This window comes from Glutamicibacter halophytocola, from assembly GCF_001302565.1.
Lineage (GTDB): Bacteria > Actinomycetota > Actinomycetes > Actinomycetales > Micrococcaceae > Glutamicibacter > Glutamicibacter halophytocola.
Window position 1 is genome coordinate 745441 of sequence record NZ_CP012750.1, and the last position, 14968, is coordinate 760408.

Below are 14968 nucleotides of genomic sequence, written 5' to 3' on the forward strand. Positions count from 1 at the left end.
GGTTACTCCTGCACCAACTCGGGGGACTGTTCAGCAAGTTCATCGTTGTCGTCGGGCGAAAGGTTAAAAGCCGGCTCGTTGGCATCAATCGCCGCGATGTAGCGCGGAATGTCTTGAATGCTGCTTAGCGGCAGTGCCATGGCCAACGCCGGAGAGATGCGGAATTCGTTCTCCAGCTCGGTGCTGGTCAGCAATCGCAGGGATTGCAGACGGGAGATGGCGGCATCACAGGATTCGGCAAATCGCTTGTCATCACGGTCAGCGGCCTGACGGTGCTCGGCCAGGATCTCGTGCATGGTGGCCCGTGAGGCCACCGCGTCGCTGCCGTTGCCGGAGTTCTGCTCCAGCAAAAGCCGAAGGCGCAGGGCCAAGAGGGTTTCATCGCGTTTCAGCGGACGGCGAGGCGCGATCGGCGCGGTGTGGACCTGGTCAATCTGGACCGGGGACAGCATCGCAATTTTGCGGTCCATATCCATGGTCAACGCCAAGAAGATCTCCGAGAAGTAATCGGTGATCGTCTGCTGCTGATCAAGCAAGAGCTGCCATGCGGAGGCATCCACCGTGCCATCAAGGTAGGGTCCACGCAAGAGGCGAACCAGCAATTGGCGCAACGGCAGGGAGTATTTTCCGGTATCACCGTCGAACAGCGGTTCGGCGATCGGTGCGGCGTAGGCATCGCTCGTGGTCATAGCGGCTCCTTCGTGAAGCTTAAGGCGGGCAGGATGGCGGTTCTCAGGGAACCATCAAGTTGCTGGAAATCGATGTTGACCAATTCAGCCTCGTTGAGCGATTCGCCATTGGTGCGTCCAATCTCAACCAGTGCGCGGATGGTATTCAAATGCCGATGCTCATCGTCCAAAGCGGCGAATACTTCATCCATGCGCACTGCTCCGGCTGGCGCGTGGTTCAACTGCCGGGTAATCGACTCGCGCAGCAATGGCATATTGGCTTGTGGCGTCGCGGGACTGCGGACAATGTCGGCCTCGCTGAATTCCGGTGCCTGGGCCAGCGGGGGAGGCGCAACATGTTCGGACGGATCGTAGATCCCCAAGCCGGAGAGCGTCATCAGCTGTGGAGTGTACAGATCCATCGGGGCCAGGCCGCTGCGCGGCTTGAGCGCCGACGACTTGGTGATGGCCAGCTCGGCTTGCCTGACAGCCTGGCGCAGAAGCTCCGCCTGCTTGTAGTCCTCGGACTGGACGAACGCATGCAGGGATTCGGAAAGCTTGCCGTAGGACGCATGGACTTCGGCCGCCTGCCGGCGCAGCTCGCGCAGCAGGTTGGTGAGGATTTGGCGCTCGGTGGCATCGAGGTCGTCAACAAATTCGCGTTCGAGCACTTCTGCTAACGCTGAACGGAAGCGCTGCTGGGCATCGGGAGAATTCAGGAATTCGGTGAACCCGCTGAAGGTTTCCCCTTCAGCGGTTGAGCGCAATTGGCGATCGGCTTCGAGCACCTGGCCCACCGCGACGCCCTTGGCGGTAGAAGCATCGAGGATGCCTTCGCGAAGGGAGTGCAGCATGTCTTGGACACCATCGCGCATGCGGCGGAAGTCCGCAGGAAGGCTGGAGGCGAGGTCCAACAGCGAACGCGTTGCGGACAAGGCTGTTGTGCGCGAGAGCACCGCGGGATCATCCCCGCTGCGCAACTGCTCAATTTGTGCCCGGCGTTGGGCGATCTGGGATTCCAAGGCGCGGATTCGGGCTTCAGGATCCGGGTCCGTTTCATGCACCAGGGATTCCAGCGATGAAAGCAAGGTGTTCAATCGCGAGGAGTTCAGGTGGGAATCGTCGGTGGAAAAATCTGAGAGGAAGCGCAATGTGCGCAGGGTCTGCGCGCTGGGCTCATAAACGAATCGCCCATCGATCAGCGGTCGCGCGAGAATTCCTTGCTTGACCCAGGTCTCGGCAAAATCCTGGGCAGAGTATGACTGCGGAATCTGCTCGTCGCTTTGACGCGCCTGCTTCAAGAACGAATCCAATGAAGCATGGAACAGCTCTAGCGCTACGCGGGAGCGATCGGCGGTGAACTCGGCTCGGATGAAGGCAACCGCCCATGGTTGGGCCGTCAGAAGACGATATGCTGCCGAGCCTTTGAACTGTTGAGCTTGAAGCCACAAACTATTCGCGCGGTGCGAGGGCTGCATGTACTTCCTTGATCTTTAGGACGCCTAACTAAACAATTCTAAATCATCGGCCTCAACAGTAAATGTGAATCCATTGCTCCTGCCCGTTAATCCCGGGCCTTGAGAAAGAATCAGTTGCCGGGGGTGTTGCCAAAACCTCATTCTGTGTAGGGTCGAATTATGAAGATGACAACCTGTTTTCTGTCAGCTCATAGCCAAGACAGAATGCACGGAGGGGGCAATCAATGAAGTCCTTGCGCTTAGCAGTATCCGTCGGCCTTGCCATGGCGTTGGCAGCCTGTAGCGCGCAAACCACCCCGGAAACCCCGAGCTCGGATTCTGCCGCACCGGAGCAATCACAACAGGAACAACAGCGCGTCAGCAGCGTTAAAGCCGAAATCAACAGGCTCGCTGATGGCTATGACTATGACGCCGCGATAAAACTTGCCAAGAAAGACAGTGACGACAGCCTGTCTTCAATGGTCGCCGGCCTCGAAGACGAGAAAGAACACACCACGGCGTGGGATCAGCCGGATAAAATTCCGCACTTGTTTTTCCACTCGCTCATTGTGGACACCGACCGCGCCTTCGACAAGGAAAGCAGTTCTGCTGGATACGAAGACTACATGGTGACCCAAAAGGAATTTTCCGCGATCCTTTCATCGCTTTATGCAAAAGACTATGTACTGGTCAATCCGCATGACTTCGCTGGCCTCAATAAGCAGAAGAAGATGGAATATCGAAAGATCATGCTCCCCAAAGGCAAAAAGCCCCTGGTGCTTTCCGTTGATGATGTCAGCTACTACGAATATATGGAAGGCGATGGCTTCGCCAGCAAGCTGGTGCTTGATGAAGATGGCAAAGTCCGCAACGAATATGTCGATGCTGCCGGTAAAAAACACGTCGGTGCCTACGACGTGACCACGATGGTTGACGACTTCATCAACAAGCACCCGGACTTCACCTATCGCGGAGCACGAGGTTTGGTAGCAATGACCGGCTATAACGGCGTGTTCGGCTACCGCACCTCTGCGAGCCAGTATCCGAATAACAAGAATCTGAAAGAAGATCAGGAAAAGGCTACTGCGATCGCAAAATCCATGAAGGAAACCGGTTGGGTCTTCGCGTCGCATTCATGGGGCCACATCCAGACTGGAACGGTGAGCATGGGTCGGCTGGAACGCGATACCAAGCTTTGGAAAAAAGAGGTTGAACCGATCGTTGGAGCGACAGACCAGTTCATTTATCCTTTTGGCTCTGACATAGCGCACACCAGCGAATATTCGGGTCCCCGCTATGAGTACCTGAAGAAACAAGGGTTCAGGTACTTCTATGGCGTGGATGGCACCACAGAATCCTGGATGCAGCAGCGCTCAGATTATCAGCGCCAAATGCGCATCAACGTTGATGGGCTGCAATTTGCCAAGGAAGAAAGGGGCGACCGCCCGGTCCTGGGTTCCTTCTTCGACGTTGAAAAAGTCATCGACCCGGCCAGGAAATGAGCGGATCGATGAGCACCAACCTACAACGCCATGAACGCACCGAGTTGTGACAGTGCCTGCGGGGAAGACGGCAGATAATCGGTGAGCCGCTCGCTGCGCACGATAATCGCTTTCCACTGTCCTCGGGAGACGGCGACGTTAACCCGGTTTCGATTCAAGAGGAACTCGATGCCTCGAGAAGCATCGTCCGCGCTGGAGCAGGCCATGGTCATCAAGACAATCGGCGCTTCTTGGCCCTGGAACTTGTCCACAGTCCCGACTTTGACCGCGTCCAGCCCCTTCGAGGCTAGTACCTCGCGAACCAGATTGACCTGGGCGTTGTATGCGGCGACTACCAGCATGTCGGTGGGTTCCAACGCTCGTTGGGGTTTACCGGGGCCGGGAGTCCACAGCATGCCAAGATGATCGCGAACTAGCTGGGCGATGGTTTCGGCTTCCTCGACTGAGCTAACGGTGTTGCCACGGTGCGCGACCAGCGTAGTGCTCACTCCCGCAGGCGTGCCTTCAAGCACACGCTGACCCGCAGCCGGGGCCGAAAACAGCTGGTGGTCATAGCTCAAGGCCGAAACCTTGGCACATAGTTCCGGGTGCATGCGCCTTGAAGCAGCCAGGAAATAGCCCAGCTGTGGCGGCAGCACGGGTTCGCCAGCAGAGAGCCACCCCAAGGCCGATTCGTCAACGGGCTGCGGATGCGATCCCTGGGTAACCTGGGGCAGCTGTTGCGGATCGCCGAGCAGCAAAAGGTTGCGCGAAGCTCGGGAGACGGCCAAGGTATTAGCCAGCGAGAACTGGCCGGCCTCGTCGATGACCAGCAAGTCGAGACTGCCAGCGGGCACCTTGGACCCGGTGAGGGTCCAAGCCGTGCCGCCAATGAGCGCGCCATCGGCCGAACCCAGAACTTCAGAGATCGAGTCCTTGGAGGTTCCGGCCCACGGTACTGGATCCTTGTGCTTGACCTCCTTGGCGACTACTTCCGGGTCTACCCCCGCCTCGACTGCTTTGCGCAACACATTTTCAACCACTGCGTGGGACTGGGCCACGACCCCGACTTTCCATCCTTCATTGATCAGCTCGCGGATCACGTGGGAAGCCACGAAGGTTTTTCCAGTGCCGGGAGGACCTTGGACGGCAAGGTATGAATGGTCAAGATCTTTCAACGACTCCACGACCGCTTGATAGATCTGGGGCTGGCCGTCGGCCACCATCGGTGCTGCGGGTGCCGTGAGCGTTTTGAATCGCGGGGCGGTACGGCGCAAGATATCGATTCCCGGCTGTTGCGGCAGAACCGGGACAGTGGATCCGACTTTTTGGGCAATCTCCAGCAGGGCATCATCGATGCTCTTGGTCATCAACGGCTTATCGGGAGTCAACGCCATGGGAAGTGAACCGTAGGGAGGGATCTTGCCGCTCGATTTTTCAGAGACGATAATCCACCCTTCACCAACTTCCACCACAGTTGCATTAAATGCTCCTCCACGAAGCGACTGGTCGACTTCCATGCCCTCAGGCAGAGGGGCCGTAAACATGGCAAATACCGATGACCCGGGGGAGAGCAGCGAACCTTCGGCCAGCGCGCCGTTGAGCTTGGTGATCCGTGCGAAGGTCCGGGCCCGTTCGGTGGGCTTGTGCCAGTCTTCGAGGACTTCGGCGCTATCCACCGAGAAAACTCCGCGGACATCGCTCCAGTCATCAATTGGTGCGGAGAGCCGGTCGAAGTGCTCCCACCAAAACTGCTTTTTCTCCCGGCGGTTATAGCCGGTAGCGGCAGCCACCATGGCGATGGCGCGGTCGTCATCACTGAGTGCCTGTCCCTGGGGAAGGTTTGCCAGGTAGTCCTGCAAACGCAGTTCTTCCGCGCTGGGCTCGTACTGTTCTTTGGATTCCTCCTGCAATGGAATAGCAGGAAGGCTTTGAGACTGGTGTTCTTCGAGGGAAAGCAGCCAGTCGCGCAAGCGCAGGGTCGAGAGGCAGTCGTACTCGTTGTAGTCGGCAATCGAAGCCAGTATCTCGTTGGCTGTGGGAGTATCGTGCGCATCGCGTGCCTGCATGTACTGTGCGTAGGCAACTACTGAGGCGCCGGCATCGGTGACGTCTCCGGCGCGCAGATGCTGGCCCATGTATAGCGGCTCAAGTTTCTTGATGGAGTAGGAACGGGTGGAGACTACCAAGGAATTCCGGACGGTTTCATACAGGTCCACGAGGAGGTTCTCGCGCAGCCAGGTATCGACTTCTTCTTCACCCGCGATGTGCACCTGCGAGAGCTTGCGCAGGGCGCTCTTTTCGTAAGCGGCGTAGTGGTAGATCTTCATGTTCGGATACCGCTGCCGGCGTTGCTGAACGTAGCCGATGAAATCCAGGAACGCCTGGCGTTCCTCGGCGCGGCTGTGCGCCCAGAAGGGCTTGAACACCGGTTCCCCGGTGTCATGTTCGATGACTCCGAACAGGTATTCCAAACCCCACGAACCGTCGGCACGATCCTGATATAGCGGGTCGCCTTCAAAATCAAAGAAAATATCGCCGGTGTCGGGAGCAGGAAGCTGCGAAATGGTTTGGCTGGATTTGACCCTGAAACTGACGCCTTGGACCTCTCCATCAACGCGGCCCAACCCAAGCTGCATTTGCGCCTGATCGATTATTCGAGCCAGCGAGGATTCAGGCGGTGCTTCCAGGGCAGCTAATTGGTCGATGGTGGATACGCCGCGTTTTCGCAGTTTTTCACGTTGCACCATGGACATTCCCGCCACCAGCAACACGTCTCGGGTTGCCTGGGCTTGCTCAGCGCAGTAATCGCAGCGGCCGCAAATGCGCATCAAATCCGAGTTCCATGCAACCGGCTCCGAGGAATTGCGATGCTGCTGGATCATCGACAAGAAGCGTGCACGTTGGGCTTGGAAGACCGGAAGCACCTCATCCACGCGGTGAACGGAATGCGTGCCGTCTCCGAGGACGAGAGTGGTCTTGGCAGATACTTTGATGCCTTCCGCGATCATCTGATCCGCGTAGGCGGCAACTTGCAACAGGGCGCTGACCCGCGCGTGGCGAGCCAACTTCGTATCCCAAACAGCCCAGGAACCATCTGGCTGGCGCACCAAGAAGTCGGCGAATCCAATGAAGGAACCATCAAAGAATGTGGCCTGGAAAATGACATCGGCTCCATTGCGCAAGACTTGCATTGTTTGCTCGTGGGCTGTGCGCAGGCCTTCGGGAGTCATCGTTGGGCGGTCATGGAATTGCTTGACTCCGGTGCCTTGGGCCGGATCATAGTCGCCGTAGGCTTGCACCAGTTCTTCCAGGACATTGTGTTCGTGGACATCACCGAGGATGGCGGTGCGTTCCAGCATTTCGTCCCTGGCATTTTCTGCTGCTGGACGGCGGCCAAGTTTCACGTCCAGGAGAAATAACGACTGAAAATTGCAATCGACAGACACGGCAAGGTCACTGGCTGAGAAGATGAACTGATCCTCTAAAAAGAACACGGGGCCGGCGCCTTTCGCTGACTGGTATCTACCTAGCCAACGTAGCACCGGCCCCGGACAGAATCATTGTTCTGCAGCGTGGACGACGTGGTTCACTGCCTGTATGTTCCCAGGAAATTTCGTCCTTCGACTTCTTGGAACCGCCGAGCAAGAGGGAGAGCAGGGCCACGCCAGCAGTGACGCTGTTGACCGCTGGCCATGCACCGATCTTCTTTGCCAATGGGTGCGAAGCGCCGAAGCCGCCAACATAAGCGCTAATCAGTGCGATTGCCTTGGCTGTGCCTGCATCCTTTTTCCAGATGAGGAACGAGCCAACGCCAGCTGCACCGAGCACCACGGCAGCCAGTGGGCGTTTTTTGGTGGCGCGGCCGGTAGCGTATCCGCCAGCCAAGCCGGTGACGGCCAATGCGGTTGAAGCTAAGCGAGACATGAAGATCCTCCAAATATTTTGCACAACATCTCGCTATGCAGATTATGCCTTGCACCTGTGATGTTTCCCAGAAGGCAGGTGAAAGGCTGGGTCGGATCTGCTGCATTCCGGAGGTGCTTGCGAGAATGGGGAACATCGATGGGCGATTGAGGAGCTCGAATGAATTTGGATATTGCTGAAGCCTGGCATCGCCTGGCACAGCCGGTGGTTGTCGATCTGAACTCATGGCAATGGCTGATTATTGCTGCTGTGGTGCTGGCGATGGTGATTCCGGCCCCAGCATGGCGCATTACCGGACTGTACTCAACGCTGGTCCACGAACTCGGCCATATCGTCTCCGCGTTGTTCACCGGAAGATTTGTCACTGGACTGCGGTTGGGGTGGGATCATTCCGGCGAAGTCGTGAGCCGCGGGCGCGGAAAATTCTCGGTGATTGTTTCAGGGATATTCGGATATCCCGCGCCGTTGTGGGTTTCAGCTTTGATGTTCTGGGCAATTTCCATCGGCTACGCAGGCCAGGCGCTGGGGATCTACGCGCTCTTCTTCCTGCTTGCACTGATTTTTGTCCGCAACTGGCCGGCATTTGTGGTGTGTACGGTCAGCGCCCTCATCGCCTTGGGTGTCGTCTTCTTCGCCCCGGTGGACGCCTACCTTTATCTCTCTCTGCTCATCGCAGGATTCTTGCTGATTGCAGGATTGCGTGACTACGCGAAGCTCTTGGCAGTACATACCTGGCGGCGCCGCGACGTGGCCCAGTCCGACGCCTACTTGATTGCCCGGGCAACGCACACCTTTGCTGGCCTGTGGCTCTTGGTGATACTTGCCCTTGGGGCCGGTGCTCTGTGGTGGGCAAGCAACAGCCTATTGACGTTGTTCTGAGCGGTTTTTCATGTCCTTGCGCAGCGTTCGGCGCGTCGTGGCCCGGGAAATTACCCAAGCAGCGGTGGCAGCTGCTCCTATCGGCAGAAGCTTTATTTTGCGTTTGCCGGTTCTCTGCGGATCCATTTCCATGTCCTGGAGCGGGTCGCCACCATGATTGATGCGGACTTCTTGCGCTTGGACGAGGTCCTTGTAGTTAGCCAGCTCTTGCTTGGCCACCAGGGTGTCATCGCGCAAGGGGAGCAGGATGTCGTCGGTCGCGGGCAATCCGGCGCGCAGACGGCGCAGGCGGATGAACTCAATATCAACCAGCGCGCCGAGCAGCAGCGCGATGTTGCTGATCCAGCAGGCCAGCACCAGGATAATGACACCGCCGATAGTCCCGTAGGTAGCTGAATAGCTGGCGAACTGCGAGAGATAGATTCCAAATCCAACGAGGGACAGTCCCAAAATGACGAGGGCCGTTAGGGTTCCGGCAGAGAACCAGCGGAATCGCGGACGCTTGACGTTCGGGGTGAAGTAGTAGAGCAATGCCAACACGAGAAGAATCATCACCAGCATGATCGGCGGCTTGGCGATGTTGAGCATCAGCACGAAACTATCGCCCAGGCCGACGACGTTGCCGATACCGCGGGCAATGGATCCTGAAGTGACTAGCAGGACAAGCGTGAGAACTGCAACCAGCATGATCAATACGGTGATGAGGAACATCTGCGGACGGCGTTTCCACTGCGGGCGTCCTTCGGGCACGCCATGGAGCCGATTCATGCTGCGGCCGAACGCTGTGACATATCCAGAGGTGCTCCAAAGAGCACCGAGGGAACCGGCGAGGATGGCCCAAAAGGTTCCGCTGGCTTGCGATGCCAATCCTTCAAGCAGCTGCTCGGTGGTGTCTAGAAGCTGTTGCGAATCGCCATTCGATGCTTGGCCATTCGGAGCCAGACCCTGTTCCAAGATCTCCATGATCCATTTGGTCCCGCTATCGCTGGCGCCTGCCAATGACAGCAGCGAGATCAGTGCCAACAGTCCCGGGAACATGGCCAAAACCATGAAGTACGAGAGGGACGCTGCGACATCCAAGCCATCGTTTCTGAAGAATTCACGCAATGCGCGGGGGAAGCAGTTGAGAGACTCTTTCATGTGCTCTTTGGTGAATCTGCCTTTGTCTGGCATGTGGTTCCCCTGTCTGGCTAATGAATTCATCAGTGCGACGATCTGCTTTCGCACATCACACTACCTAACCATCTCTCCGGTGACTAGGTCATTTAGATCAGCGTCGTGTCTTCTTCCCGAGCGAGCATCCAAGTGTCCTTGCAGGGAGGCCGAGGCGCCTTGACGAAATGTTCATGCTCAAGGCGCCGAAATTGGTGAATTGCTGATTGCCAAGGACCTCGCTATGGAGCGTGCGAAGCGGCGATCTTGACACGCGATTCTGGCGCTTTTCAGGGGACGGGAACGGATTGAAAGCTATATCACAGAAACTTGTTTGATATCCAGTTCAGATTTGTAACATTCTCGCCGGTTCACAAGGAGTTTAAGGATCTTCGTGCCGCCCAAATTTATTTTTTTTCCGAGATGGTGACCTGTAATTACGCGGAATCTGGACGTTTCCTGAGTTGCGAAGGGGGCGGGGGTCTGGGTTAGGGTCTTTATAACGTTTCGATAACACTCGCTGTGTTATTGGGGAAACAGGTACTACCGGGACTTCCAAACCGCTCGCCAGGGTAGTGCTTCATACAACGTCGAAATGCGACGCTGAGCGGTGCACGAAGATGGTCTTGGACGACCTGAGCGCGGGAAGAGCACTGGAGAATCATGATCCAGCAGAAGACTAAGAAATTGATCCGCCGCGGCGGAGCCTCCTTGGCAGCCGTAGCAGTAGCCGGTGGCGCAATCGTTGCCACCACTGCACCAGCAAATGCTGCAAGCACCTGGGACAAGCTGGCTCAGTGCGAGTCCGGCGGAAACTGGTCCATCAACACCGGTAACGGCTATTACGGTGGCCTGCAGTTCTCGCTGTCGACCTGGAAGGCATTCGGCGGCTCCGGCATGCCAAACCAGGCATCGAAGGCCGAGCAGATCCGCATCGCAACCAAGGTCCAGGCTTCGCAGGGCTGGGGCGCATGGCCAGCATGTACCGCGAAACTGGGCATCAGCGGAACCCCAACCGGTGGGTCCTCGAGCGATTCCTCGTCGAGCACCCAGACCAAGCAGGCCGCTCCAAAGGTTGCCGAAACCAAGAAGGCTGCTCCTAAGGCCACCCAGACCAAGCAGGCCGCTCCACAGGTTTCCGAGAGCAGCAACTCGGTCAAGTCCACCAAGCAGGCTGCTCCAAGCACCTCGGGCAAGCACGCGGCTCCGGCTCCACAGGCTCCAGTGTTCAACATTGATGTCACCGACTCGGGCAAGAACTACACCGTCAAGTCCGGCGACACCCTGGCCAAGATTGCTGACCAGCTTGGTGTTGACGACTGGCGCGGCCTGTTCGTTCTGAACGACGATCAGCTGACCAACCCAGATCTGATCATGGTTGGCCAGACTCTGAACGTTCCAGCGAACTAATTTCGCTAGACCAGCAAGCTAGGTCCGCAGTATGCCAATTGGCGCTCTGCGGACCTAGCTGCATTTAACGCACCTGTGCATGGGAGCAAAAATGCGCAGTACGCTGGTGGCATGCGAACAACCGATGATGCTAGGCAAACGACCGAAAAGATCCTCGGTGGCGGTTTTGTCGAATCCGGGGTGCTTGAATTTCCGGTGGCGGTCAAGATGCAAGGGCCTCGATCGTGGTGGAACGGACCGCTGAATGTCGAGCAGCTCGCGCTGGGATCGGTTGGCCTGGTAGCTGCAGCATTGCGCTCGCTCAGCGCAGGCCGACTGGATGTGGGCATCCAGTCGGATCAAGTGGCAGCCGCCTTTGGCTCCTCAAGCCTTTTGCGGATCAATGGCGAACAATCCCAGGGCTTCGCCGAGCACTCGGGCTTTTATCGCACGGGTGATGGCTGGATAAGAACTCACGCGAATTACCCGCATCATGAACAAAGGCTATTGCAATCTGTGGGGGCTTCGGCCGGTGGCGGCCTTCGCGAATCCCTGGCAGGGCTCTCGTCAATTCAAGCCCAAGAGCTCATCGTGGCTTCGGGCGGAGTGGCCGCGGCAGTGCAGACTCGTGCCGATTGGGCAGGATCAGCTGCAGGCCAGGCGGCCAAGCGCGGTGCATGGGCACAATTCACGCTTCATGAGGCGAACAGAAACGAGGCCTGGAGCTACGCTCCTGGTGTCAACCGGCCACTGGAAGGCCTGCGGGTCCTGGACCTGACGCGCGTTATTGCCGGGCCGACCGCGAGCCGGACGCTGGCCGCCTTTGGCGCAGAAGTATTACGCGTAGATGCCCCGCAGCTGCCGGAGCTGCAGGCGCAGCATGTTGATACCGGCTTCGGCAAGCGCAGCACCTTGCTGGATTTGTCTTCACCAGTTGATGGTGAGCGCATGGCTCGCCTACTGGAGGGGGCCGACGTGCTGATTACCGGGTACCGGCAAGGCGCACTGAGCCGTTTTGGCCTGGACCCGCAGAGCCTCCAGGAGAAATATCCAGAGCTGATCATTGCTGAACTTGATGCCTGGGGCTATGAGGGCCCGTGGGCCAGCCGCCGGGGCTTCGACAGCATTGTGCAAGCTGCCTGCGGAATTTCCGATGCCTATCGCACCGAGCGTGGTGAACCTGGCGCTTTGCCGGTACAGGCCTTGGATCACGCAACGGGATACGGCCTGGCTGCGGCTGTCATCGCCATGGTTCAGGCTCGTTCAGAGCGCCGTGGCGTTGGCCTGGTGCGCTTTTCCCTCGCGCGCACGGCGGAGGCGCTCTTCGCGCTAGGGGCACCGGAAATCCTGGACAGGGAACTGGAAGATCCTCGTACCGGGCGGATGGCAAGCTCTTATGGCGAGCTGGAGTATGCGCTGACGCCTTTTCTCATCGATGGGCATCTGCTTGACTATCGCGCAGCGTCACCGGCCTACGGGCAGGACGAACCGATCTGGCTTTAGCCCATGGCCGAGCACTGAAGCAGCAAATTGCTCGGCGGGGTGCCTCAAGGCGCTCGACAACGCCAGGAATCGCTGCCTGCTTTGCTTGCCTGGCCAAGCCTCTGGCAGCATGCCATCAGGAAGTCCTGGATCAAGGTAGGGCAGGGCGCGCCAAGCGTCAATCATGCCCACGTAGCCCCGGTAGGCCCCGGCCGGATCTGCCTGATCCGCGCTGAGCCCGGCGGTAGCTTCAAGGAATTGCTGATGCCTTGAGCCAAGCTGTTCCAGGTCCCACCATTGCGCGGCGGCTTCGCGGGCCGTGGCGGGGAAGTGCGGTTGCTGGACTGTGAAGATCGTTGCCTGCGCTCGAGCATGCAACGCCTCCAAGGCCGCGTCGACCTCTTCGCGCAGATATTCCGGAAAGATCCACAAGCCTGCAGCCACCAGTCCGCCGCCGAGCTGCAGGAAATGCTTGCGTATCTGATGGCGCAGCGGGCGCAGCGTTTCCGGCAGGGAATAGGCCACCAGGCACCACCGGTCCATGGCGGACATCTGCCGGGGAGTGAAGATGCGGCGGCTGCCGCGTTCGAACATTGCCTGGGCCATCTGCGGTACGCGCAGGGCCGAATCGGTGCCGTTCTCCAGCACCTGCTTGTCGATCAGGCGGGAAATGGCAGTCTGCGCTGCTGCCGTGGAAATTCCCGCCGCTGTAGCCAGCTCGACAACGTGCGATCGCGGTATCGGGGTGGGCTGGCGGCGCAGGTATAGTCCGGTAATGGTTCGGATGATGGATGTGGCACTGCCTGTGCGGGCCTCGAAGTCGTCGAGGCTGAACGCCGATATCGGGGTGCTAGCTGCCAATTTCGGTGCGCACCGCAAAAAGCTCGGGGAAGAAGGTCAGATCCAGGGCGCGCTTGAGGAAATCGACCCCCGAGGAACCGCCAGTGCCGCGCTTGAAGCCGATGGTGCGCTGGACCACGCGCAGATGGCGGAAGCGCCAAGCCTGGAAATTGTCTTCAACGTCAACCAGGTCTTCGCAAGCCTGGTAAAGGCTCCACGCGGTTTCTTCGGATTCGTAGATTTCCTTGAACACTGGCACCAGTGCTTCTTGGAAAGTCCACGGCTTGGTGAGGTCCCGCGACAGGATCTCCACGGGGATCTGGTATCCGCGGCGGGCCAGCGCCGCCAGGAAAACGTCATAGAGGCTTGGTTCGTGGAGCAGCTTGGCCAGCAGCTCGTGGGCCTTAGGATCTGCTTCGTGGACTTTGAGCATCCCTTCGTGCTTGTTGCCCAAGATGAATTCAACAGCGCGGTATTGGAAGGACTGGAAGCCGGAGGAGGAGCCGAGGAAGCCGCGGAACTGCGCGTATTCCCGGGGCGTCAAAGTAGCCAGGACCGACCATTGCTCGGTCAGGGTCTTCTGGATGTGCTTCACACGGGCCAGGCACTTTAGCGCTTTGCCGATGTCATCGAGGCCCAAAAGCCGCCGGGCTTCGAGCAGCTCGTGGAGCATGAGCTTGAGCCATAGCTCGCTGGCCTGATGCTGGATGATGAACAGCATTTCATCGTGATGCTCGGGCACGCTGACCGGGTGCTGCGCGGAGAGCACGCGGTCCAGGTCCAGATAGCTGCCATAGGACATGGTGTTCCTGAAATCGGTGCGGACGCCCTCTTCGATGTCGTGCTGGTTTTCGGTCTGTGGCTTCTGGCTGCTCATGGCATCAGCATATCAATATTCTTACCATCGTCACAGTATTGAAAATATGGATCGGGAATACAATTGGCGGCCGCTGGGTTGATACATGCATACGCATATAAAAATCGAAAGGGCGGCAGCAATGAGCAAGTCGGTTGTAGTGATCAGCGGTGGTTTGGGTTCTCCCTCCAGCTCTTCCTTGCTGGGGCGACAAATTGGCGAAAGCATCGCAGCAAAGCTTTCATCGGAAGGCGTCCAGGCTGATGTCAGCAACATTGAACTGCGCGAGCATGCCAGCGACATCACCAACAACATGCTCACCGGTTTCGCAGCCCCCAGCCTGCAGCGCGTGATTGATGCCGTCATCAATGCAGACGTCCTGGTCGCTGTCACCCCGGTATTCACCGCATCGATTTCTGGCCTGTTCAAGTCATTCCTTGACATCCTCGATCCCAAATCGCTGGATGGAAAGCCGGTGGTGCTCGCGGCAACGGCAGGAACCCAGCGCCACCAGCTGGCGATCGACTATGCAATGCGCCCGATTTTCAGCTACCTGAGGGCCAACGTCATGCCGACGTCGGTCTTCGCGGCCTCTGAGGACTTCGGCGGGCAAGGCATCGCCGGAACCCTGGCTGAACGCGCTCGCCGGGCAGCCGGCGAAGTGCTACTGGCCCTCGGCGCTTTTGACGGGCGCTTTGAGGCTGATGCTGCTTTAGGCGATACCCGCTCGATCGCCCCGTCGGTCAGCGAATTTGCGGATCCGAACGACGAGATGACCTCGCTTCCCTTTGAAGAGCTGCTGGCCAATGTGAAGGCATTGGGCAACTAGCAGGGCCG

12 protein-coding genes are annotated in these 14968 nt (G+C 58.3%); 5 read left to right on the forward strand and 7 right to left on the reverse strand.

Annotated elements, in window-relative coordinates:
* Window positions 1–2 precede the first annotated feature (2 nt).
* Window positions 3–689 (reverse strand): DUF4194 domain-containing protein, encoded by a 687-nt coding sequence (locus tag AOZ07_RS03560; RefSeq protein WP_060700739.1) that lies wholly within the window; start codon window positions 687–689, stop codon window positions 3–5.
* Entirely contained in the window at window positions 686–2146 is a 1461-nt protein-coding gene (locus AOZ07_RS03565; RefSeq protein ID WP_060700740.1) for a DUF3375 domain-containing protein, read from the reverse strand. Before AOZ07_RS03565 ends, AOZ07_RS03560 begins: the two co-directional genes overlap by 4 nt.
* Window positions 2147–2370: 224 nt before the next feature.
* Between AOZ07_RS03565 and AOZ07_RS03570 the strand changes: the two genes are divergently transcribed.
* Entirely contained in the window at window positions 2371–3627 is a 1257-nt protein-coding gene (locus AOZ07_RS03570; RefSeq protein ID WP_060700741.1) for a polysaccharide deacetylase family protein, read from the forward strand.
* Window positions 3628–3647: 20 nt separating this feature from the next.
* Here AOZ07_RS03570 and AOZ07_RS03575 read toward each other — a convergent pair whose 3' ends face one another.
* Both AOZ07_RS03575 and AOZ07_RS03580 read right to left on the reverse strand, forming a co-directional pair.
* A complete protein-coding gene (locus tag AOZ07_RS03575; protein ID WP_060700742.1) occupies window positions 3648–7103 on the reverse strand; it encodes a TM0106 family RecB-like putative nuclease in 3456 nt (1151 codons plus the stop codon).
* Window positions 7104–7131: 28 nt separating this feature from the next.
* Window positions 7132–7533 carry a hypothetical protein gene (locus AOZ07_RS03580; RefSeq protein ID WP_236995255.1) on the reverse strand — a complete coding sequence of 134 codons (402 nt, stop codon included), beginning with the start codon at window positions 7531–7533 and terminating at the stop codon, window positions 7132–7134.
* A gap of 159 nt (window positions 7534–7692) precedes the next feature.
* Between AOZ07_RS03580 and AOZ07_RS03585 the strand changes: the two genes are divergently transcribed.
* Entirely contained in the window at window positions 7693–8412 is a 720-nt protein-coding gene (locus tag AOZ07_RS03585; RefSeq protein ID WP_060700743.1) for a M50 family metallopeptidase, read from the forward strand.
* Here AOZ07_RS03585 and AOZ07_RS03590 read toward each other — a convergent pair.
* Entirely contained in the window at window positions 8395–9552 is a 1158-nt protein-coding gene (locus tag AOZ07_RS03590; RefSeq protein WP_194943781.1) for a YihY/virulence factor BrkB family protein, read from the reverse strand. The two genes, AOZ07_RS03585 and AOZ07_RS03590, sit on opposite strands and share 18 nt — an antisense overlap.
* 675 nt (window positions 9553–10227) lie before the next feature.
* Here AOZ07_RS03590 and AOZ07_RS03595 point away from each other — a divergent pair.
* Window positions 10228–10974 carry a transglycosylase family protein gene (locus tag AOZ07_RS03595; protein ID WP_060700745.1) on the forward strand — a complete coding sequence of 249 codons (747 nt, stop codon included), beginning with the start codon at window positions 10228–10230 and terminating at the stop codon, window positions 10972–10974.
* A gap of 111 nt (window positions 10975–11085) precedes the next feature.
* The gene (locus AOZ07_RS03600; protein ID WP_236995256.1) at window positions 11086–12456 is read left to right on the forward strand and encodes a CoA transferase; all 1371 of its coding nucleotides are present in this window, start codon (window positions 11086–11088) and stop codon (window positions 12454–12456) included.
* Here AOZ07_RS03600 and AOZ07_RS03605 read toward each other — a convergent pair.
* Together AOZ07_RS03605 and kynA are read right to left on the reverse strand one after the other, a co-directional pair.
* Complete coding sequence (locus AOZ07_RS03605) at window positions 12418–13296, reverse strand: PaaX family transcriptional regulator (RefSeq protein ID WP_060700746.1); 879 nt, start codon at window positions 13294–13296, stop codon at window positions 12418–12420. The genes AOZ07_RS03600 and AOZ07_RS03605 overlap by 39 nt on opposite strands.
* Window positions 13286–14152: a tryptophan 2,3-dioxygenase gene (gene kynA, locus AOZ07_RS03610; protein WP_060700747.1), complete on the reverse strand. Its 867-nt coding sequence runs from the start codon at window positions 14150–14152 to the stop codon at window positions 13286–13288. Before kynA ends, AOZ07_RS03605 begins: the two co-directional genes overlap by 11 nt.
* Window positions 14153–14273: 121 nt before the next feature.
* Here kynA and AOZ07_RS03615 point away from each other — a divergent pair, with 121 nt between their 5' ends.
* Entirely contained in the window at window positions 14274–14960 is a 687-nt protein-coding gene (locus AOZ07_RS03615) for a CE1759 family FMN reductase (protein ID WP_060700748.1), read from the forward strand.
* The last annotated feature ends 8 nt before the right edge of the window (window positions 14961–14968 follow it).